The 21,390-nt window shown below is 66.7% G+C and carries 17 protein-coding genes; 13 read left to right on the top strand and 4 right to left on the bottom strand.

Going from position 1 to position 21,390, the window contains the following annotated elements; translation table 11 throughout:
- Positions 1 to 99 precede the first annotated feature (99 nt).
- From ASE82_RS05900 to ASE82_RS05875, 6 genes are all read left to right on the top strand, one after another.
- A complete protein-coding gene (locus ASE82_RS05900) occupies positions 100 to 1,038 on the top strand; it encodes a D-alanine--D-alanine ligase (RefSeq protein WP_056060222.1) in 939 nt (312 codons plus the stop codon).
- Positions 1,035 to 2,009, top strand: coding sequence for a cell division protein FtsQ/DivIB (locus tag ASE82_RS05895; protein WP_056060220.1), 975 nt, complete (start codon positions 1,035 to 1,037; stop codon positions 2,007 to 2,009). Before ASE82_RS05900 ends, ASE82_RS05895 begins: the two co-directional genes overlap by 4 nt.
- 1 nt (position 2,010) lies before the next feature.
- Positions 2,011 to 3,273, top strand: coding sequence for a cell division protein FtsA (gene ftsA / locus ASE82_RS05890; RefSeq protein ID WP_056051322.1), 1,263 nt, complete (start codon positions 2,011 to 2,013; stop codon positions 3,271 to 3,273).
- 113 nt (positions 3,274 to 3,386) lie between these two features.
- Positions 3,387 to 4,964: a cell division protein FtsZ gene (ftsZ, locus tag ASE82_RS05885; protein ID WP_056060217.1), complete on the top strand. Its 1,578-nt coding sequence runs from the start codon at positions 3,387 to 3,389 to the stop codon at positions 4,962 to 4,964.
- A 320-nt stretch (positions 4,965 to 5,284) separates the two neighbouring features.
- Positions 5,285 to 7,453, top strand: a complete 2,169-nt coding sequence (locus tag ASE82_RS20025) for a tetratricopeptide repeat protein (RefSeq protein ID WP_162236703.1) — start codon at positions 5,285 to 5,287, stop codon at positions 7,451 to 7,453.
- On the top strand, positions 7,450 to 8,616 hold the full coding sequence (locus ASE82_RS05875; RefSeq protein ID WP_056060213.1) for a deoxyguanosinetriphosphate triphosphohydrolase: 1,167 nt from the start codon (positions 7,450 to 7,452) through the stop codon (positions 8,614 to 8,616). Before ASE82_RS20025 ends, ASE82_RS05875 begins: the two co-directional genes overlap by 4 nt.
- 199 nt (positions 8,617 to 8,815) lie before the next feature.
- On the opposite strand, the gene ASE82_RS05870 is transcribed toward ASE82_RS05875, so the two are convergent.
- Positions 8,816 to 9,109, bottom strand: coding sequence for a hypothetical protein (locus ASE82_RS05870; protein WP_056060211.1), 294 nt, complete (start codon positions 9,107 to 9,109; stop codon positions 8,816 to 8,818).
- A gap of 216 nt (positions 9,110 to 9,325) precedes the next feature.
- Between ASE82_RS05870 and ASE82_RS05865 the strand changes: the two genes are divergently transcribed.
- The 4 genes from ASE82_RS05865 (at position 9,326) to ASE82_RS05850 (ending at position 14,848) form a co-directional block, all read left to right on the top strand.
- Positions 9,326 to 10,867, top strand: coding sequence for a DUF1800 domain-containing protein (locus tag ASE82_RS05865; RefSeq protein WP_056060208.1), 1,542 nt, complete (start codon positions 9,326 to 9,328; stop codon positions 10,865 to 10,867).
- Between the two features lie 2 nt (positions 10,868 to 10,869).
- A complete protein-coding gene (locus ASE82_RS05860) occupies positions 10,870 to 12,024 on the top strand; it encodes a DUF1501 domain-containing protein (protein ID WP_056060205.1) in 1,155 nt (384 codons plus the stop codon).
- Between the two features lie 380 nt (positions 12,025 to 12,404).
- Complete coding sequence (gene argS / locus ASE82_RS05855) at positions 12,405 to 14,129, top strand: arginine--tRNA ligase (RefSeq protein ID WP_056060202.1); 1,725 nt, start codon at positions 12,405 to 12,407, stop codon at positions 14,127 to 14,129.
- Positions 14,129 to 14,848, top strand: a complete 720-nt coding sequence (locus tag ASE82_RS05850; protein WP_056060198.1) for an SPOR domain-containing protein — start codon at positions 14,129 to 14,131, stop codon at positions 14,846 to 14,848. The genes argS and ASE82_RS05850 overlap by 1 nt, the downstream gene beginning before the upstream one ends.
- A 577-nt stretch (positions 14,849 to 15,425) precedes the next feature.
- Here the strand turns inward: ASE82_RS05850 and ASE82_RS05845 are convergent.
- Together ASE82_RS05845 and glpD are read right to left on the bottom strand one after the other, a co-directional pair.
- A complete protein-coding gene (locus tag ASE82_RS05845) occupies positions 15,426 to 15,695 on the bottom strand; it encodes a hypothetical protein (protein WP_056060195.1) in 270 nt (89 codons plus the stop codon).
- Positions 15,696 to 15,761: 66 nt separating this feature from the next.
- Positions 15,762 to 17,237, bottom strand: a complete 1,476-nt coding sequence (gene glpD / locus ASE82_RS05840; RefSeq protein ID WP_056060192.1) for a glycerol-3-phosphate dehydrogenase — start codon at positions 17,235 to 17,237, stop codon at positions 15,762 to 15,764.
- A gap of 52 nt (positions 17,238 to 17,289) precedes the next feature.
- Here glpD and ASE82_RS05835 point away from each other — a divergent pair, with 52 nt between their 5' ends.
- From ASE82_RS05835 to ASE82_RS05825, 3 genes are read left to right on the top strand one after another with little or no spacing between them, the layout of a single operon-like run.
- Complete coding sequence (locus ASE82_RS05835; RefSeq protein WP_056060189.1) at positions 17,290 to 19,521, top strand: ribonuclease R family protein; 2,232 nt, start codon at positions 17,290 to 17,292, stop codon at positions 19,519 to 19,521.
- 50 nt (positions 19,522 to 19,571) lie between these two features.
- Positions 19,572 to 19,868, top strand: a complete 297-nt coding sequence (locus tag ASE82_RS05830) for a hypothetical protein (protein WP_056060187.1) — start codon at positions 19,572 to 19,574, stop codon at positions 19,866 to 19,868.
- A gap of 43 nt (positions 19,869 to 19,911) precedes the next feature.
- Complete coding sequence (locus ASE82_RS05825; protein ID WP_162236701.1) at positions 19,912 to 20,199, top strand: hypothetical protein; 288 nt, start codon at positions 19,912 to 19,914, stop codon at positions 20,197 to 20,199.
- On the opposite strand, the gene ASE82_RS05820 is transcribed toward ASE82_RS05825, so the two are convergent.
- A complete protein-coding gene (locus ASE82_RS05820) occupies positions 20,200 to 21,357 on the bottom strand; it encodes a saccharopine dehydrogenase family protein (protein ID WP_056060180.1) in 1,158 nt (385 codons plus the stop codon).
- Positions 21,358 to 21,390: the final 33 nt, after the last annotated feature.

Genomic DNA, 21,390 nt, shown 5'->3' with positions numbered 1-21,390 from the left:
GCAGCCAAGCAGCGCCGCGCCCGCGCTTTCCACCAACGATGCGGCCGGTGATGGCGGGCGCCCACCCCTCGGTCCCCTCCCGCATGCGGGAGGGGAGGCATGACGGGTCCACTTCACATCGCGGTGCTCATGGGCGGCTGGTCGGCGGAGCGTGAGGTTTCGCTGATGTCGGGTAATGGCTGTGCGGACGCGCTGGAGTCGCTTGGGCACCGGGTTACGCGGATCGATATGGGGCGGGATGTTGCCGCCAAGCTCGCCGAGGCCGAGCCTGACCTCGTGTTCAATGCGCTGCATGGGACGCCTGGCGAGGATGGCTCGGTGCAGGGACTGCTCGACCTGATGGGCCTGCGCTACACGCATTCTGGCCTCGCGACCTCGGTGATCGCGATCGACAAGGTGCTGACCAAGCTGCTGCTCGTTCCCGCGGGCGTGCCGATGCCGGGCGGGCGGATCGTCAAGTCGGCGGATCTGTTCGAGGGCGATCCCATGGCGCGGCCGTATGTGCTGAAGCCGGTCAACGAGGGTTCGTCGGTCGGCGTTGCGATCGTCACCGACTCCGGCAATTACGGAAATCCGATCGCGCGCGATAGCGTGGGCCCGTGGGGCGAATTCGAGGAACTGCTTGCCGAGCCGTATATCCGTGGGCGCGAGCTGACGACGGCGGTGCTCGGCGGCAAAGCGCTCGGCGTGACCGAGTTGAAGCCCAAGAGCGGCTGGTACGATTACGACGCGAAATACACCGATGGGATGACGGTGCACGTCTGCCCGGCGGAGATTCCCGACGAGATCACCGATGCCTGCAAGAGCCTCGCGCTCGAAGCGCACCGCTTGCTCGGCTGCAAGGGCGCGTCGCGGTCGGACTTCCGCTGGGATGACGAGCGCGGCGTCGACGGGCTGTTCCTGCTCGAGGTGAACACGCAGCCGGGGATGACTCCCTTAAGCCTCGTCCCCGAACAGGCGCGGCACATCGGCATGAGCTATGCCGAGCTGGTCCAGGCGATCGTCGACGAGGCGATCGCGGATCACCCTTCTCCATGAGCCGCACGATCAAGCGCGGTCCGCCGCCCAAGCGGCCCGCCCCGCGGCGGAAGGTCGCGGTCAAGAAAGTGTCGGTGATGGACCGGCTGGTCGGGATGCTCCCGGTCAGCGAGGACACGCTGCGCAAGATCGCGACGTGGTCGATCCTCGGCGCGGGTGGTGCGGTCGCGATCGCGGCGGCGACGTGGGTCGGCATCCCCGGCATGATCGGCGCGGCGGTGGCCGAGGGTGCCGGGCGCGCGGGGTTCAAGGTCGAGCAGATCGAGGTCACGGGCCTCAAGCGGATGGACCGGATGTCGGTCTATGCGGTCGCGCTGGAGGACAAGCAGAACCAGACGTCGATGCTGTCGGTCGACCTGGAGGCGGTGCGGCAGAAACTGCTGCGCTATGGCTGGATCGCGGACGCGCACGTCTCGCGGCGGCTGCCCAACACGATGCTGGTCGATATCGTCGAGCGGACCCCCGCCGCGGTGTGGCAGGACAATGGGCAACTTACGCTGATCGATTCGTCGGGCGTTTTGCTGGAGCCGGTGCAGCCGGATGCGATCCCGAATCTGCCACTGGTGATCGGGCCGGGCGCGGATCGGCAGGAGGCGTCGTACCAGACGCTGCTCGCCGCCGCGCCCGCGCTGAAGCCGCGCGTGAAGGCAGCGACCTGGGTCGGCAATCGACGCTGGGACCTGACGTTCGAGAGCGGCGAGACGTTGGCGCTCCCCGAAGACGGGGCGCCTCGTGCGCTGGTGAAGTTCGCCGAACTGGATGGGGCAAGGCCGCTGCTGGGGCGCGGCTGGATCCGGTTCGACATGCGCGATCCGACCAAGCTGGTCGCGCGCAAGCCGGGCGCAAGCCTGGCGCACAGCGTCGACGTGCCGGCACCTGCCAGCGCGGGGGCCAGCGCGCCAGCAACGGGCGAAACTACGAATACTCCGTCGCAAACGGCGGGCGCGAACGTAACGGGCGGGGAGGGATGACATGGCGAAGGTGGCACCGGAAGGGCTGATCACGGCGCTCGATATCGGGTCGTCGAAGGTTTCGGCGATGATCGCGCAGAAGGGGGACGGGGGCGAGCTGATCGTGCTCGGCACCGGCCAGCGCGAGAGCCGCGGCGTCAAGCGCGGCTATATCGCCGACATGGCGACGACCGAAGCTGCGGTGCGCGAGGCGGTCGAGCAGGCCGAGCGGATCGCGGGGATCAACATCGAGAACGTCTGGGTCGGGTTCTCGGCCGGCGGGCTCGTGTCCGACGTCGCCGAAGTCGAGTTCGAACTAGGTGGCCACCGCGTCGAGCAGCAGGATATCGACGCGTTGCTTGCCGCCGGGCGCAACTCGATCGATCCGCAGGGGCGCATGGTGCTGCACGCGCAACCGGCGCTTTATACGCTCGATGGGCTGACGGGCGTGAAGACGCCGCTCGGTCTGCACGCGGATCGGCTCGGCGTGCATATTCATGTCGTTGCCGCGGACGGTTCGCCGGTGCGTAATCTCGATCTCTGCGTCCGGTCCGCGCATCTCGAGGTGAAGTCGATCATCGCCTCGCCGGTCGCCACCGGGCTCGCGTGCCTCAGCGACGAGGAGCGCGAGCTTGGCGTCGCGCTGGTTGAGATGGGGGCGGGGATCACCAACGTGTCGCTGTTCGCAGGGGGCATGCTGGTCGGGCTGACCTCGATCCCGATCGGCGCGCAGGACATTACGGATGATATCGCCAGCGCGTTCGGGACGCGGCGCCAGAACGCCGAGCGGATGAAGTGCTTCCACGGCTCGGCCAATGCGAGCCCTCGCGATAATCACGACATGATCCCGGTCATGCCGATCTCCGCCGAGGATGGCGCGGGCGAGGGGGCTCAGATCACCAAGGCGCAGCTGATCGGCGTGATCCGCCAGCGGCTCGAGCATCAGATGGGTGAGGTGCGCAACGCGCTCACCAAACTGAAGTTCGAGGGGCCGGTCGGGCGTCAGGTCGTGCTGACCGGTGGTGGTGCCGAGCTGAAGGGCATCGCCGACTATGCGCAACAGGCGCTCGGGCGGTCGGTGCGGATCGGTCGACCGCGTGGTCTGACCGCGCTGCCGGAAGCGCATGGCGGACCGGCTTTCGCGACGCTAGCGGGGTTGGCCTTCTACGCGGCGACCAACCCGATCGACCTTCGCGGGCTCGCGCCGCAGCGGACGACGGTGCATCGACCAAAGGGTATGGGCATGATGCGCAAGTTGATTCAGGCGGCACGCGCGAATTATTAAGAGTTTCGAGGGCGCTGGCGTTATTTCGGCTGGAACAGGCCGTGGCGTTGGTGCACACAGATTAATCAGGGGCCCGGCCGTAGCGTATCTACCGGGTTGTGCGGAGAACGGCGATGAGCATCGAATTCCTTAGTCCCGAAGTGGACGATCTGGCCCCCCGCATCGCGGTGATCGGCGTCGGCGGCGCGGGCGGCAACGCGATCGCCAACATGATGCGGGCCGACGTCCAGGGCGTCGACTTCCTCGTGGCCAACACCGACGCGCAGGCGTTGAAGCAGTCGACCGCACCGCAGCGGATCCAGCTCGGCACCAAGATCACGCAGGGTCTCGGCGCCGGTTCGCGTCCCGAGATCGGTCGCGCGGCGGCCGAAGAGACGATCGACCAGCTCGCCAAGATGCTCGAAGGCGCGCACATGTGCTTCATCACCGCCGGCATGGGCGGCGGTACGGGTACGGGCGCAGCGCCGGTCATCGCCAAGGCGGCGCGCGACATGGGTATCCTGACCGTCGGCGTCGTGACCAAGCCGTTCGCGTTCGAGGGCAACCGTCGCGCCAAGTCGGCCGAGGGCGGCATCGACGAGCTCCAGAAGTACGTCGATACGCTGATCGTCATCCCGAACCAGAACCTGTTCCTTATCGCCAACGCGAACACGACCTTCAAGGAAGCGTTCACCATGGCGGACGAGGTGCTCCAGCAGGGCGTCCGCAGCATCACCGACCTGATGGTGATGCCGGGCCTCATCAACCTCGATTTCGCCGACGTCCGCTCGGTGATGCAGGAGATGGGCAAGGCGATGATGGGCACCGGCGAGGCGAGCGGCGACAACCGCGCGCTCGAAGCTGCGCAGAAGGCGATCTCGAACCCGCTGCTCGAAGGCGTCAGCATGCGCGGCGCGAAGGGAGTCATCATCTCGATCACCGGCGGCGACGACATGCGCCTGCTCGAAGTCGACGAAGCAGCGAATCACATCCGCGACCTGGTCGATCCCGACGCGAACATCATCTGGGGTTCGGCGTTCAACCAGGAGCTCGAGGGCAAGATCCGCGTCTCGGTCGTCGCGACCGGGATCGACGCCGATGCGCGCCCGCCGGAAGTCGCACCCGAGCCGACCCGCTCGTTCAGCTTCGGATCGCGCAAGACCGACGAGAACACCTCGTTCCGTCCGAGCGAGCCTGCCGCGTCGTCGGCTGCGCCCGCCGCGTCGTCCGCCGACGAAGAGCCGCTCGACCTGAACGCGTCGTCGGAAGTCGAGCCGTCGTCGTCCAAGTCGAATGACGAACTCGTGCTAGGTACCGAGACGATCGTGCCGCAGGCCGCGACTGCGCCGGTTGCTCCTGCACCGCAGCCTGCTCAAGCGCCGCGCACGTATGGCGACGAGCCTTACGGTCGCGGTCCGATCGCGCGCCCGGCTTCGGCATCGTCGGTGCCGCCCGCTCGCGCACCGATCGCGCCGGCTGTTCCGGTGCCGACGCCGGCTGCTGACGAAGGTGGTGCACGTCGTCGCTGGCTCGCTCCGGGTGCCGAGGCTGCCCCTGAGGCGGTGCCGGCCGCACCGCGCGTGAAGCTCGGCGGTACGCTGTTCGAGCGCATGTCGAACGCGGCACGCGGTGCTGCGAAGGAAGACGGCGAGGCGGCTCCTCAGGACCCGCTCGACATCCCCCGCTTCCTGCATCGTCAGAACAACCAGTAAGTCTGGGCGCCGTTCTCTTGTTGGGCAGGCGGGCGGCAAGCTAGTTTTGTTCGCGAATGATCTCAAACCCTCCGTCATGCCGGGCTCGTTCCGGCATCCACGGTGCCGCAAACTCACCGACTAGCGATGCGCGGCACGGTGGACCCCGGAACAAGTCCGGGGTGACGGAGCGTTTGGTATGAAGTCTGCTCGGAAGTCGACAGATACGCCGCATGATCTCACGACGCCGTCCAACGCATCATTCGTCGCCACTCCGCCCCACTTCGCCGCGCGCATGCGAGCGAGACATTGCCGGTTCGGTCGGGCTGGCGTCTAGACAGATGATCCTCATGACCCGGTCCTCCCATCATCTCCTGACCGTCGCGCTGGCCCTCGTGCTCGCGGCCGTACCAGCCGCCGCGTCTGCGCAAGCCGTCGTCCAGGCGATCCCCGGCACGACCGACGCGGACAAGCTCGGCGACGTGATGCGCCAACTCGCCAGCAACCCGCGCAACATCGACGCGCTGATCAAGGCGGGCGATCTTTCGATGGGCCTCGGCGATCTCAGCGGTGCCGCCGCGCTGTTCGCGCGCGCCGAAAAGGTGAACCCGCGCGATGGTCGCGCCAAGGCGGGGATGGCGTCGATCCTCGTCCGGTCCGAGCGTCCGGGCGAAGCGCTGCGTTATTATGCGCAAGCGGAAGGTCTCGGCCTCGACCCGCGCAACTTCGCCGCCGATCGCGGTCTCGCCTACGACCTGATCGGCCAGCAGGACCGGGCGCAGCGCGACTACCGCGTGGCACTTCGCGATGCCCCCGACGACGAGACGACGCGGCGCTATGCCCTGTCGCTCGGCATCTCGGGCAAGCCCGAGCTCGCGGTCCAGCAGCTCAATCCGCTCCTGCTCAAGAGCGATCGCGGCGCATGGCGATCCCGCGCGTTCATACTCGCGATGAACGGCGACGTCGCCGGCGCGGAGAAGATTGCAACCACGATGATGCCCGCGGGCACCGCGCAAGGCCTGCAACCCTTCTTTCAGCGCCTGCCCAACCTTCCGGCAAGCGACCGCGCCTTCGCCGTACATTTCGGCGAAGTCCACGCGACGCCAGCACGCCTCGCGGATGCACGGATGGCGCCACCCTTGGGCATTCTAGCCGCAGATCCGACCGCACCGGTAATGATGGCAGCCGTAACGCCGCAACCCGCAGTCGCTGCGACAACCGGCAAGAAGGACAAGCGCGATCGCCGATCGAGCCGCGACCGTGTCCAGATGGCAGCGGTGACGCGACCGTCGTCAACACCAGTACCCGTGACGACGTCGGCACCGGTCCCGCCGACGACCACCGCACCGCGTACGCTCACCACGGTTCCGGCTCGGACTCCGTACGCCGCCCCCGTCCAACTCGCAGCAGCGCCGATGCAGACGGTCCAGCCGCTTCCGGCGCGTCCTGTTCAGCCTTCGCAACGAAGCTATTCGGCACCGAACGTGGCGGGTCAGGGCGCTCGTACGAACCCGGCTGCGGAAACGAACTCGGTAGTCTCGGCCACTATCCAGCCGAGCCCATCATCTGTCGCTCGTACCTTCCCGGCGCCATCGACGACGGGTACGCTTCCGCAGAGCGTAGCCACGCAGATGGCGGCCATTCCGGTGGGACAAGCGCGAACCGATCCGACCCGTGCGGCGAATGCGCTCGCAGCCGCGGCGCCATCGGTTTCGCCGCTACCGACTCCGATACAGCAGGCGCCCGTTCAGCAGGTCGCCCCACCGCAGAGTGCCAGCGCCGAGACGCCGACGCCCGGCTTCACCAGTTCGTCCACGCCCGCACCGGTAGCCGGCACATCGTCGCCGCGCACCCACGCGGTCGCAGCGAGCGAAGACTCGATCCTCGCGCGGATCGTCGCGGGCCTGTCGATTCCCGCGTCCGAGCTCGACGTCGCGCCGATGCATCCCGCGCAGGTCGCGACTCCCGCCGCCATCCCCGTCCCAGATGATTCCGAGCGCGTACTCGCCAAGGCGAAGGCAAAGACCGAACGCGACACAGCGGCCAAGGCGGTCGCTGCCAAGATGCTGGTTGCGGACAAGCTCGCCGCCGACAAGAAGGCTGCGCTCGACAAGAAAGCCGCCGCGAAGAAGGTTATCACCGACAAGAAGGCGCTCGCCGAGAAGAAGGCCGCCGCCGCCGAGAAGCTCGCCGCCGACAAGGCTGCGGCCGAGGAAAAGCGGATCGCCCGCGCCAATCCTGCGCGGACCTGGGTGCAGGTGTCGACCGGCGCGACCGAAGGCGACTTGCCCAAGGCGTGGAAGAAGGCGAAGACCAAGGCGCCGACCGTGTTCGGCAGCCGCGGCGGCTGGACCGCGCCGTGGAAGGCGACCAACCGCGTGCTCGCCGGCCCGTTCAAGACCGATGCCGAGGCGCGGACTTTCGTCAATCAGCTTGCCAAGGAAGGCGTCCCGACGTTCACCTTCACGAGCGATCCCGGCGAAATCATCACGAAGTTGCCGTCGAAGTGAGTTACCGCGCGCCCTGGGCATCGGACCCGGCGCGCAGCAAAGGACGGCTTCACGAGGAACAGAACGGGTCCACCCGTGGACCTCGCGACGCCTTCCAACGCGACCGCGACCGGATCATCCACTCGATCAGCTTCCGTCGCCTGCGCCACAAGACGCAGGTGTTCATGGCGCCCGATGGCGATCATTTTCGCGTTCGCCTGACGCATAGCCTGGAAGTGGCGCAGATCGGCCGGACGATCGCGCGGACGCTCGCACTGAACGAGGACCTGACCGAGGCGCTTTGTCTTGCACACGACATCGGCCATCCGCCGTTCGGCCATGCCGGCGAGGATGCACTGACGGCGGCGCTGACCGGGCAAGGTGGTTTCGATCACAACGGCCACACGCTGCGCACGTTGATGACGATCGAGCGGCCTTACCCGTTGTGGAACGGGCTGAACCTGACATGGGAAACGCTCGAAGGCCTCGCCAAGCATAACGGCCCGGTGCGGCATCCGGGCTGGGCGCTGGCGACGGCGGACGCGGAATACCCACTCGCTCTGACCAGTTTCTCGAGCCTCGAAGCGCAGGTCGCGGCGATCGCCGACGATATCGCCTACGACAATCACGACATCGACGATGGCCTGCGCGCAGGGCTGCTGACGCTCGACCAGATGCTCGCCGTACCGCTGGTCACGCGCGGCTGGGACGACGTGCGGCGGCGCTTCCCAGATATCGACCCGAAGCGCCTGGTCGGCGAGCTCGTCCGCACGCAGATCGGGACGATGGTCAACGACCTGATCGCCGAGACGCGCCAGCGGATTGCGGCGAGCGGCGTTACCAGCGTCGACGACGTCCGCGATGCTGGCCAGTGCCTGGTCGGCTTCTCGCCCGAAATGCGCGAGGCGGAGCGCGACCTGAAGCGCTTCATGTACGCCAATCTCTATCACCACCCGCGGCAACTCGCGGCGGCAGATGCTGCGCACGGGATCGTCTCGGGCCTGTTCGCGGTCTACCGTGACGACCCGCTGACGATCCCCGAGGAATGGCGCGAGCGGCTGCCGACCGAAGACCCCCATCGCAGCCGCCACATCGCGGATTTCATCGCCGGGATGACGGACCGGTACGCTGTATCGCGCTATCGCGACCTGGTCGGCCCGATCGATCTGCCCGAAGGATTCTGAGCGACTGATCCTCCCCCGCCAGGGGGAGGTGGCTGGCATTTGCCAGACGGAGGGGGAGGACGCGAAACCGCCGTTGTGCTTCCTCCCCCTCCGTCACCTTCGGCGCCACCTCCCCCTTGCGGGGAGGATTACCTCACAACGCAAAACGGCGGCCGGACCGAGGTCCGACCGCCGCTGCAATTTTCAAAAGCTAACTAGCTCAACGCGTAACCGAAGCAATGCCGCCAGCCGCGCCATTGGCTTCGTTGGTCTTGAACGCGACCGGGACGCCGGCCGAGACACCCGATACGCGGTCGCCGCGAACGATAAGGTGGAACTTCTGGCCCGACGGATAGCGACGGCCGTCGATGACCTGGCGGCCATGGTCCTGCGTCGAGGTATAGACGTACGTGCTGCCCTCATGGACGAAGCTCTGCTTTGCGTCGGCGGCCATGCCGATCGTCGAGGTGAGGGCGGCAGCGGCGGCTGCGATGATCTTGATGGTCGTGCGCATGATCGTATCTCCCGAAGTGCGTCGAGCCGGATCAGGTCCCCCCCCAACTCTCGAGTCAGGGAAATATTGCGGTGCAGCATGAGTTGCAATTGCAAACCCATCCGTGGCGATTGCATCCAGTGCAACGACGAACGGCCCCCCGGCTGCGACCAGCGCGGCGCGTGACATACTTCGACGACATTTTGCGCGTACACCGGGCGGCGAAGGAGAAGCATCGTGTCTGCTTCCAGTATCGCGCTCAATCGTTTCGGTCTCGGCGCCCGGCCGGGCGATACCGTCGCCGGCGATCCGGCGAAATGGGTGCTGGCACAATGCGAACGGTTCGAGCCGCGGCCACCGGTCATCGCCAGCGCGCCCGCGACGGCCGGCATTTCGACAGGCCTCCTCGCTTATTATGCGCAGGAAAAGGCGATCAGGGCGCAGTTCGGACCGCGCACGCCGAAAGCTGCGATCGGCATGGACGCAAAACCCCCGATCTCCGCTCCCACCATGCCCGCCGCGGTGAGTCCCGCGCCCGTATCCCCAGCCGTCGCGCCCGCCGGCATGGCGCAGGCCCCCATAGCGCCGGGCGCGATCGATCCCGGCGCCGCCGCGCGACAGGAAGCACGCCAACTCATCGGCAAGCAGAGTCGCAACGATTACGGCGCGGCGGTCGCGGCGCGAACGATGGCCGCGCTGACCGGCGACGCGCCGTTCGTAGAGCGCCTCGTTCATTTCTGGGCCAACCATTTCGCGGTCTCGACCGAGAAGTTCGAAGTGATGGCGCTCGCCGGCCCGATGGAATTCGAGGCGATCCGCCCGCACGTGCTCGGCAATTTCGCCGACATGCTGAACGCGGTCGAGCGGCATCCGGCGATGCTGCTGTATCTCGACCAGGCGGTGTCGATCGGCCCGGACAGTCCTTTCGCCGTTCGAAAGACCAGGCGCCGCACCGGGCTGAACGAGAACCTCGCGCGCGAGATCATGGAGTTGCACACGCTCGGCGTCCGCAGCGGCTACAGCCAGGCCGACGTCACCGAGTTCGCACGGGCGATGACCGGCTGGACGGTCGCAGGCATCGGCCGCGGTCCCGGCGCTCGCATCCAGGATGATTCTCGCGCGGGCAGCTTCCTGTTCCTCGACGACGTTCACCAGCCCGGCGACCGCACCGTGATGGGTAAGCTTTATCCCGCGGCGGGGGAGGCGCAGGCACAGGCGGTGCTCTCCGACCTTGCCGTCCACCCGGCGACCGCGACGCACATCGCGACCAAGCTCGCGCGGCATTTTGCCGGCGATACGCCGCCAACAGCGATGGTCGCGCGGCTGAAGACGGCGTTCCTGAAATCGAGCGGCGACCTGCCGACGGTCTATCGCGCGCTGGTCGCCTCGCCCGAGGCTTGGGTGACCCGGCCGGTGAAGTTCAAGTCGCCCTGGGAATGGTATGTCTCGACCCAGCGCGCGCTCGGCACGACGACGGTCCAGCCCGGCGTGACGGTGGGGATGATGAACCAGCTCGGCCAGCCGATCTGGCAGCCCGGGCAGCCGATCGGCTACGACGACGTCGCCGCAGCCTGGGCCGGGCCCGATGCGATCATGCGACGTGTCGAGGCGGCGGAGCGGTTCGCGGCGCGCGCCGGGCCGGTCGATGCGCGGGCGTTGGCGCCGACTCTGTTCCCCGCCTCGGTCAGTCCCACTACCGCGCAGGGCCTCGCGCGCGCGGAAAGCCCTGCGCAGGCGCTCGCGCTGTTGCTCGTCGCTCCAGAATCGCTGCGGAGATAGTCATGCTCGACCGTCGTTCCTTCCTCTCGACCGGTACGCTCGGCGTGCTGGCGTCGGCCTTTGCGCCGCGCATCGCCTTCGCGCGTGCGGCGACCGACAAAAGGTTCGTGTTCATCATCCAGCGCGGGGCCGCCGATGGTCTCGGCACGATCGGCGCGGTCGGCGATCCGGCGTTTGCGGGCGTACGCGGCGATCTCGCGGCGGACTTTGCCACGGGCACCAAGCTCGACGGCATGTTCACGCTCCACCCCGCGATGACCGCAAGTGCCGGGCTCTACAAGCAAGGCCAGGCGCTGTTTGCGCATGCGATCGCATCGCCCTACCGTGACCGCTCGCATTTCGATGGCCAGAACGTGCTCGAGACTGGGGGCGCGAGTGCGTACCAGGTCCGCGACGGCTGGCTCAACCGGCTGCTCGGCGTGCTGCCCGCGGACGAGGCGCGCGCGATCGCGGTCGCGGCGACTATGCCGATGGCTTTGCGGGGGCGGCGCGAGGTGGCATCCTACGCGCCGTCGAGCCTGCCGGACGCGTCCGACGACCTGCTGCAACGCGTCGCGATGTTGTACGACGGCGACCAGCAACTCCACGGCCTGTGGAGCGAAGCGATGGCGACGCGGCAACTCACCAGCGATCTCGCGCAGGACGGCGGGCGCAATGCGGCCGCGACCGGCGCGCTCGCCGCGCGGTTGCTCAAGCCCGACACCGGCGCCCGGATCGCGATGATCGAGACCGGCGGCTGGGACACGCACACCGGCCAACGCGGCCGACTGACCGCGCAGCTGAAGGGCCTCGACGCGATGGTCGCCTCGCTACAGGCGGGGCTGGGGCCGTTATGGGCGGACACCATGGTCCTGGTCGCGACCGAGTTCGGGCGAACCGTCGCGGTCAACGGCACCGGCGGCACCGATCACGGCACCGGCACGTCTGCGATGCTGTTCGGCGGCGCCGTAAAGGGCGGCCGCGTAGTATCCGACTGGCCCGGCCTCGCCCCCGCCGCACTCTACGAGGCCCGCGACCTGAAACCGACGATGCAGCTCGATGCGTTCATCGGCGGCGCAGTATCGTCGCATTTCGGCGTCGAGCCGGCGCGCGCGATGGCGGCATTGTTCCCGGCGAGCACGAAGACGGCGGCGATCGAGGGACTGGTTCGGGTCTGACGGGGATCTCAGTTTTCCACGCATATGCCTCGAAATACTTCTGTTCCCTCGCGAACGCGGGGGCCCAGGATCTCGGGCGGTGGATATGGTTTAGCTGGGCCCCCGCGTCCGCGGGGGAACGGGGATGACTTTCTAATCTCCGTTATCTAAGCATTTGGCCTTGATTCACTTCTGTTCCCTCGCGAACGCGGGGGGCCAGGATCTCGGGCGGTGGATGTGGTTTAGCTGGACCCCCGCGTCCGCGGGGGAACGGCAATGGCCTCCTCATGTAACGGATGGACCCGGGCGGGCGCTAACGAACATCCCTCCCACGGGATTAAAATTGAGCGTCGCGCCGCGATGGTCTAGAGCGCGCGTTTCCTTGACGTACCGGGACTGCCATGACGCTATACACCCGTTTCGCCGCGCATATTGATGCGGCGCTCGACACGCTGACCGCGGCGGGCACGCTGCCGGCCGGCCTCGATCGCAAGAACGTCACGGTTGAGCCGCCGCGCGACACCAGCCACGGCGATCTCGCGACCAACGCCGCGATGGTCCTCGCCAAGCCCGCCAAGACCAATCCGCGCGTGCTCGCCGACGCACTGGTCGCCGAACTGTCGAAGCTCGAGGACGTCGCCTCGGCGAGCGTAGCAGGCCCCGGCTTCATCAACCTGAAGCTGACCGACGACGCTTGGCGCGCCGAACTGGCTGCCATCCCCGAGGCCGGCGCGGACTATGGCCGGTCAAAGCAGGGCGACGGGATCACGGTCAACATCGAGTATGTCTCGGCCAACCCGACCGGCCCGATGCACATGGGGCATTGCCGCGGCGCGGTGGTCGGCGATGCGCTCGCCAGCCTGCTCGAGTTCGCCGGCCACAAGGTGATCCGCGAATATTACGTCAACGATGCCGGCGGCCAGGTCGACGTGCTCGCGCGCTCGGTCCACCTTCGCTACCGCGAGGCGCTCGGCGAGACCATCGAGATCCCCGAGGGCCTGTATCCTGGCGACTATCTCGTCCCCGTCGGCCAGTCGCTCGCAAAGGAATTCGGCGACCGCTACGTCGGCGCGCCCGAGAGCGAATGGCTGGTCATCTTCCGCACGCAGGCGGTCGCCGCGATGATGGTGATGATCCGCGCCGATCTCGCGCTGCTCGGGATCGAGCACGAGGTGTTCGCGTCCGAAGCCGAACTCCAGGCCGCCAAGAAGCCGGAAGCGGCAGAGGCGGAACTGCGCTCGCGCGATCTCGTCTATGACGGCGTGCTCGAAGCGCCGAAGGGCGAGACCCCCGACGATTGGGAGCCGGTCGAGTTGCCGCTGTTCCGCTCGTCGCAGTTCGGCGACGATCAGGATCGCCCGATCAAGAAGTCGAACGGGTCGTGGACCTATTTTGGCGCCGATCTCGCCTATCATTTCCAGAAGAGCCAGAGCGCCGATCAGCTGATCGACATCTGGGGCGCGGATCACGGCGGCACGGTCAAGCGGATCGTCGCAGCGGTGGCGGCGCTGACCGGCGGCAAGACGCGATTCGACGTGAAGCTGGTCCAGATGGTCCGGCTGTTGCGCAACGGCGAGCCGGTCAAGATGTCGAAGCGGTCGGGCAATTTCGTCACGCTGGCCGATGTCGTGCGCGAAGTGGGCAAGGATGTCGTGCGTTTCACGATGTTGACGCGACGGTCCGATGCACAGATGGATTTCGACTTTGCGAAGGTGGTCGAGGCGTCGAAGGACAACCCGGTTTTCTACGTCCAGTACGCGCATGCTCGTATCGCATCGCTGCATCGGCGCGCGGAAGAGGCGGGAATCACGCCAATTTCTGCGGATTTGTCCCGGCTTGATACGGACGAACTGGCGCTCGTACAGCTCGCGGCGCAGTTTCCGCGGCTCGTCGAGATCGCCTCGACCGCGCGCGAACCACACAGAATTGCGTTCTATCTCTATGACTTGGCGGCAGCGTTCCACGCGCTATGGAATGTCGGAAACGACCGGCCCGACCGTCGTTTCCTGGTAATCGAGGATCCACAGGCGACCGCGGCACGGCTTTTCCTGGCGTCCGCTATAGGGCAGATTATTCATAACGGCCTCGCCATCATGGGTGTCGAAGCGGTTTCGGAGATGAAGTGATGGCCGAAGATATGGATCTGCGCGAGGAAGACCGGCTCCCATGGCTCGAAACCGTCGAGCCGGACGAACAGGAAACCGTCGGTATCGGCCGCGTGATCGCGCTCGTCGTGCTCGGCCTAGCCATCCTCGCGGCGATCATCTTCGGCATCTACAAGCTGCAACAGCGCGCGCCCACCGGCGACGGCCAGCTGATCGCCGCTCAGGAGGGCGACTACAAGGTCAAGCCAGACGACGCCGGCGGCCTGAAGGTCAAGGGCGAGGGCGACTCGGCGATCGCGACCAGCGCGGGCAAGTCGGGCAATGGCGCGATCGATTTGCGCGGCGTGCCGGAGGCGCCGGTCGCGGGCAAGCGTGCGGTGGCGGCCAAGCCCGATGACGTGGCGGGTCGCAATGCGGTCGCACAGGTTCCTGCCTCGGGTGGTCGTCTGGTCGCTGCGGCACCCCTGGCACCCTCGAAGCCCAATGGCGGTGGCACGGCTACCGGTGGGTCGCTGGTCCAGCTTGGTGCCTATCCCAGCGAGGCGGTCGCCAACGCCGCCTGGGCGAACTTCTCGAAGCGGTTTGCGTATGTCGGCGCGCTCGGCAAGTCGGTCCAGCCAGTCGCAGCCGGTGGCCGTACCCTGTATCGCCTACGCGTGAACGCGGGCAGCGCAAACCAGGCGGCGGATATCTGTGGCCGGTTGCGCGTCGCCGGCGAGACATGCTTCGTCGCGAGCTGATCGCGCTAGGTGGTAAAGCGAAGGCAAGACTCACAGCAATCGCGCTCGCGATTGCCCGCCTGCTTTGCTCATCGCTGAGGCTTGGGTTGCCGACGAGCCGGTCGGCTACTTACGCGTCTCGCGACGTAGGATATCGGAGGAGCTGCAACCTGAGCGATCAGTTCCCGCAAGAATACGTCCAAGAGTAAGTCAGCCATTTGGTACGACACGTGGTGAGTTCGCGAAGACCACACTTCGGCGGTTCGCTATCGCGGACATAAGACCACGTCGGTGACCGACGCTCGGGTCTAAACCGATGATGGTGAATGCACCGACTGCTCTTCGAAAAATATGTGCACAACCGTAAAACACGACGTCTAGCAGCTATTTATTAGCCGCTGCTATCATGCGGGCCTGCTGAAACTATGGTGGAGGGCGGCGAACATGGCGTCCATAAACTTCCCGCGTCGCTCTATACGACCAGCCAAAGCCCCAGGTCACAGAAGCGTCCACCACGATATTTCCTCGACCTCGCGCGTATCACGCCGCGTAAGATGACTATCCTTAACTACGCCAACGCGTGCTCGGACGCCTACGTTTAGATCGGACGGCGGTGCTTTCCGCCGTATTTGCGGCCGATGTAATCGCCAATCTGCGCGACTTCGGTGGCGGCTGCACGCGCGCCGTTCATCTGGCAGGGAAGCGGATCGCTCGCATGATCGCTCGCGCGGCGCTTCACCGTGTCGCACAGCTCCTCGATATCGGCGCGCGACAGTATGTTCTTTTCGCGCAACAGGCAGATCAGGCTCTGCAGGATCACGAGATTCTTATCCTCGGGATCGACTTGGAGGTCCGGGTATGTGGCCATTGGAGGTCTCCTCGATAGATATGCGTCGAGGATATGCTCAATCGTAAAACATGCAAGCCCCAACGATTACGAGAGGAATGTCGTGCTCCACCACGCACCGAACGCGTCCGTTTCCGCCTCGGTGAGGCGCAGTCCGAGCTTGCTGCGGCGCATTAATGCATCTTCGGGTATCCTCGCCCATTCGCGATCGTGCATCCAGCGCGCTTCGATCTCGGTCAGGCCGCCGCCAAGGTCGGAGCCGAGCCCGGCTGTGTCGGTGACACCCGCGAGCATGTCGTCGAGCAAAGCCCCGTAAGCGTGCGCCATCCGTTCGCTACGGGCATCCCCGAGAAACGGCCATCGCGCGCGGACCTGCGCGAGATAGGTCGCGAAAGGTGGGATGGCGCCCCCGGGGAAAGCACGGTCGCGAGTCATCTGGCGGTCGGTCGTACCCAGCGCGGGGGCGATCTTTGCGAGCGCTTCCTCGGCGAGATGGCGGGCCGTCGTGATCTTGCCACCAAACACAGACAGCAGAGGCGCCGCGCCCGTATCGCCGAGCGTGTCGAGTTCGAGGACATAGTCGCGCGTGACCGCCTTCGCTTCGCTGGCGCCGTCGTCGTAGAGCGGGCGCACGCCGGACCACGTCGAGGTGACGTCGGCAGGGGTGATCTGACGCGTGAAGTGCTGGTTCGCGGCGTCGCAGAGATACGCGATCTCGCCCGCGTCGATTACCGCGTCTTCGGGCCGGTCGACGGGAATGTCGGTCGTGCCGATCTCGGTCTGGCCCTGATACGGGATCGCGAAGACGATGCGGCGGTCGGCAAGTTGCAGGATATAGGCGTGGTCGCCTTCGTACAGTCGGGGCATGACGATGTGGCTGCCCTTGACCAGCCGGACGCCGGCGCTGGCATTGATGCCAAGCCTGCCGAGCAACTCGGCGACCCAAGGGCCGGCAGCGTTGACGACTGCGCGCGCGGTGACGTCGCGGCCGTCCGACAGCGTCGCGCGCCATACTCCGCCGTCGCGGCGGGCGGTGACGAGTTCGGTGCGGACTGCGATCTCCGCGCCGTTGGCGTATGCGTCCATCGCATTCAGCACGGTAAGGCGGGAGTCATCGACGAACGCGTCGGAATAGACAAAGCCGCGCGCGCCGTTCTTCAATGGCGCGGTGTAGGCGGTGTCGCTCCTGCGCAGGCCCCGCGATCGTTTCAGCGTCATGCGGCCGCCAAGCCAGTCGTAGAGGTACAGGCCGAGCCGGACCATCCACCAGGGCCGTACCGCATTCTCGTGCGGTAGGACGAAACGCATCGGGCGGATGATGTGCGGCGCGGCCTTCACCAGGCGTTCGCGCTCCCGCAGCGCCTCGGCGACCAGCTTGAAGTCGTAATATTCGAGATAGCGCAGTCCGCCGTGGATCAGCTTGGTCGAGGCGGACGAGGTCGCGCCGGCGAGGTCGCCCTTCTCGACGAGCAGGACCGACAGGCCGTTCAGTGCCGCCTCGCGGGCGATCGCGGCGCCGTTGATGCCGCCGCCGACGATGAGGATGTCGTAACTTTGCGTCATGCCCGTAGCTTAGCCGTTTGGTAATGGCGGGCCTACCGACTATCTCTGTACCATGTACAAACCAAAAGCCGGTCTTCCGACGCGCGAGCAGATCCTCGACTTCATCGCCACTTCCGACGTGCCCGCGGGGAAACGCGAGATCGCCAAGGGCTTCGGGCTCAGCGCGCAGGACAAGATCGGGCTGAAAGCGCTGTTGAAGGACATGGCCGACGAGGGGCTGATCGACAGCGCTCCAGGCCGCGCGTTCCACAAGATGGGCGGCATTCCGAAGGTGACGGTGCTGCGGATCGCGGACGTCGACGACGGCGGCAACGTCTGGGCGGTGCCCGAGCGCTGGGAGGCAGAGGGCGTGCCGCCGCCGCGGTTGCGCGTACGCGAGCGGAAGCGCGGTGCACTCGGCGTCGGCGAGCGAATCCTCGCGCGGACCGAGGAGGCCGGAAACGGCTGGATCGCCCATCCGATGAAGGTGCTCGCGCCGGCATCCGAACAGGTGCTCGGCGTGTTGCGCGAGGAGGCCGGACGGCTGTGGCTAACCGGTGTCGACAAGCGCGAGCGGCGTGAGTTCGCCGTGGCGGATGCGGGCGGTGCGGCGCCGGGCGATCTCGTGCTGGCGGAACTTGCGGGCAAGCCGCCCAAGATCGCCGCCCGTGTCGTACAGAAGCTGGGTGATCCGTTCGCAGCACGTAGTTTCTCGCTGATCGCGATCCACAAGCTCGGTATTCCGGACGTGTTCTCGCAGGAGGCGCTCGACGAAGCGGAGCGGGTCTCGAAGCTGCCATTGGGGGAGGGCCGGGAGGATCTGCGCGACCTGCCGATCGTCGCGATCGATCCCGAGGATGCGCGCGATCATGACGACGCGGTGTGGGCTGAGGCGGACGATGATCCGTCGAATGCCGGCGGGTGGAAGGCGATCGTCGCGATCGCGGACGTCAGCTTCTATGTCCGACCGAAGTCCGAGGTCGATCGCGAGGCGCGGCGGCGCGGGAACTCGGTGTATTTCCCCGACCGCGTCGTGCCGATGCTGCCGGAGATTCTCTCCGCGGAGGTGTGCTCGCTGAAGGAAGGCGCGGACCGTGCAGCGCTCGCGTGCCATCTGCGGATCGGCAAGGATGGTTCGCTCAAGTCGTGGCGCTTTACGCGCGCGGTGGTGCGGATCGCCGCGAACCTGGCGTATGAAGAGGCGCAGGCGATTATCGACGCCGCATCGCCGGTGGCGGACGACCGCGGCGACATGCTGAGCGTATTGCAGCCGCTCTGGGCCTGCTGGCATGCGCTGGCCAAGGCGCGGGATGCGCGGGCGCCGCTCGATCTCGATTTGCCGGAGCGTCGCGTGGTGCTCGACGAGCAGGGACGGATCATGTCGGTGTCGCCGCGCGAACGGCTCGATGCGCACCGGCTGATCGAGGATTACATGATCGCCGCCAACGTCGCCGCAGCCAAGGCGCTGGAGGCGAAGAAGGCGCCGGTCATGTACCGCATCCACGAGCCGCCGATCCGTGAGAAACTGGCGGCGCTCAAGGAATATCTCGAGACGTTCGACGTGCCGTTCGCGCTCGGGCAGGTCGTCCGCCCGGCGACGTTCAACCACATCATCGAGCGGATCGGCGATGCGGATTTCCGCCCGCAGGTGATGGAGCAGATCCTTCGCACCCAGACCCAGGCCTATTACGCGCCCGGCAATCACGGGCATTTCGGCCTCAGCCTCGGCAGCTACGCGCACTTCACCTCGCCGATCCGGCGCTATGCCGATCTGCTTGTCCACCGCTCGTTGGTCTCCGCTTACGGCCTTGGCGAGGGCGGGTTGCCGGCGGACGATGCGGCCAACATGGAGTCAGTCGGCGAAATCATCAGCCGGCTCGAACGCCGCGCGATGGAGGCCGAGCGTGACACCACCGACCGCTACGTCGCGGCGTTCCTGTCCGAGCGTGTCGGCCAGGTGATGGACGTGCGAATCACCGGCGTTACTAATTTCGGCTTCTTCGCGACGGTGGAGGGGATCGGTGGCGACGGCCTGATGCCGGTGCGTGATCTGGGCGGCGAATATTTCCGCTTCGACGAGGGCGCGCGGACGCTGACCGGCGAGCATAGCGGCGACATGTTCGCGCAGGGCCAGACGCTGGAGTTGCGGCTCGCCGAGGCGAACCCCGTGTCGGGCGCTTTGCGCTTCGAGATGCCCGAGGGGAAGGGCGCGGCCCAGCCTCCGCGTGGCGGCCGCAAGCCGGTGCGCGAGATCAAGCGGCGTGGTCGCCCGGCGAACATCCGCCACCAAGGCAAGCGACGTTAGGATTTGCGCAAACCCTCCGCGTTATGCGAGATCGGCGCGGGGGGAAGAGTATGCGGGGACTTATTCTAGGCCGATCGCGCCGACGGATCGTCAAGGATTTCGTCGCGGCACGGGCCACGTCGGCTGATCGTGCGATCGGCTATGACGCGAAGGACGCGCGGATATTCCGCCAACTTCGGGTCTATGGCGCGATCGTCGACGACGGGGCCGGGCGCTATCATCTCGATGCGCGAAAGCTCGGCGCATTTCGCGCTTCGGTACGACTACGTGCAGCAGCGATCGTCGGGGTGTCGGGCGTGGCTGCAAGCGTTGCGGCGGCGGCGACGGTCTTCACGCTTGCCGAATAAACTCTCGCCGGTAAATCCGAGCCCATCCGGCATGCCGATGGCGTTGCGGCCACATCGGATACGCGGAGTCATCCCGGCGCTGTTTCTGGCGCGCCACGCGATCGGACCCGACGATGCGATCGCCTTCCTACCTCGTGACGTTTCGGAGCAGGCGACGTTCGATCGGCTTCGCGCCAACGGCATCGTCCGCGAAACCGCGCCAGGTCGCTTCTATTTCGATCTCGACGCGCATTATGCTTCTGTCGAGCGACGCCGACGTCTCGCCGTGCCGATCGCGATCATCGTGTCGGTGCTGATCGCCTGGATCGCCACGCGGTTTTTTCGCGGTTGATCACCCGACCGTGAAGGTCAGCCCCGCCTTCGCTACTAGCCGTTCGCGCAACGTCGCCCCCATCAGCGCACCCGGCGTCCAGATCCCGCCATCGCCCTCCACGTCCTGGACGAGGCACAGCGCCGCCTCGGCGATCATCTTGCTGGTCGAGCCATAGCCGGGATCGCGGTCGCCGGTGACGACCGCGTCGATCCGCTCGCCGTCGGGCATGATACCCGCGAACAGCAGGTCGTAATGGCCGGCATCGCGCTCCTCCTTCGACGGGCCTTCGCCGGGTTTCGGCCCCTTGTCGCCCGAGAATGGATTGAACTTGGCGATCGCCTCGGCAGCGACCTTGCCGAGATCGCCCAATCCCGCGACCATCATCTCGTCATAGACGAAGTCCGCACCATAGGTTTCGCCGAGCAGAAAATTGGTGCGGTGGACGTTCTTGGTGTTGATTGGCGCCATCACGAACGGCGCGACCCAGGCCAATATGGTCGTGTCGTACTCCGGGAGCAGCCCGGTCGGCTGATGCGGTCCCTGGAAGCCGGGGGTCAGCGCGAACGGGCTGGTCAGCAGCTTGACGATGCCGGGATCGCGTGCGGCGGCGGCGAGCGTCGCCTTTAGGCTCGCCGCGGTTCCGCCCGAGAACGTCCCCTGCATTTTCCGCACGCGTCCCTTCACGCGAGGTGCTGGGATGCCGTATTTGGCCTTCGCCGCATCCTGCAATGTCAGCACGCCGAGATCGAACGGGATCGAGTCGAACCCACACGAGAAGACGATCCGCGCGCCCGTCCGCGTCGCCTCGCCCTCATGCGCGTCGATCATGTGGCGCATCCAGGCTGGCTCGCCGCACAGGTCGACATAGCCGGTGCCGGTCCCGGCGCAGGCGGCGACGAGGTTGGAGCCGTACAGCTGGTACGGTCCGACCGTCGAGATAACTACGGTGGCGCGTTCGGCCATCGCGCGGAGGCTGGCGGGATCGTCGGAGTCGGCAGCGATCAGCGCGGTTTCTGCGGGGGCACCGATCAGGTCGCGGACCTCCTGCAGTTTGGCGAGCGATCGCCCGGCCATCGCCCAGCGAACGCCGGTCGGGTAGGTCTGGACGAGATACTCCGCCACGAGTCGGCCCGTGAACCCGGTCGCGCCGTAGATGACGATGTCGAAATCGCGCATATCCATCTCCTGTTTTGTCGAGTTTGCGCGCGC

It is taken from the genome of Sphingomonas sp. Leaf230, assembly GCF_001421745.1.
In the GTDB taxonomy this organism is placed as follows: domain Bacteria; phylum Pseudomonadota; class Alphaproteobacteria; order Sphingomonadales; family Sphingomonadaceae; genus Sphingomonas.
Note: the sequence above shows the minus strand (reverse complement) of the source record. Positions and strands in the feature narration are given on the sequence as shown.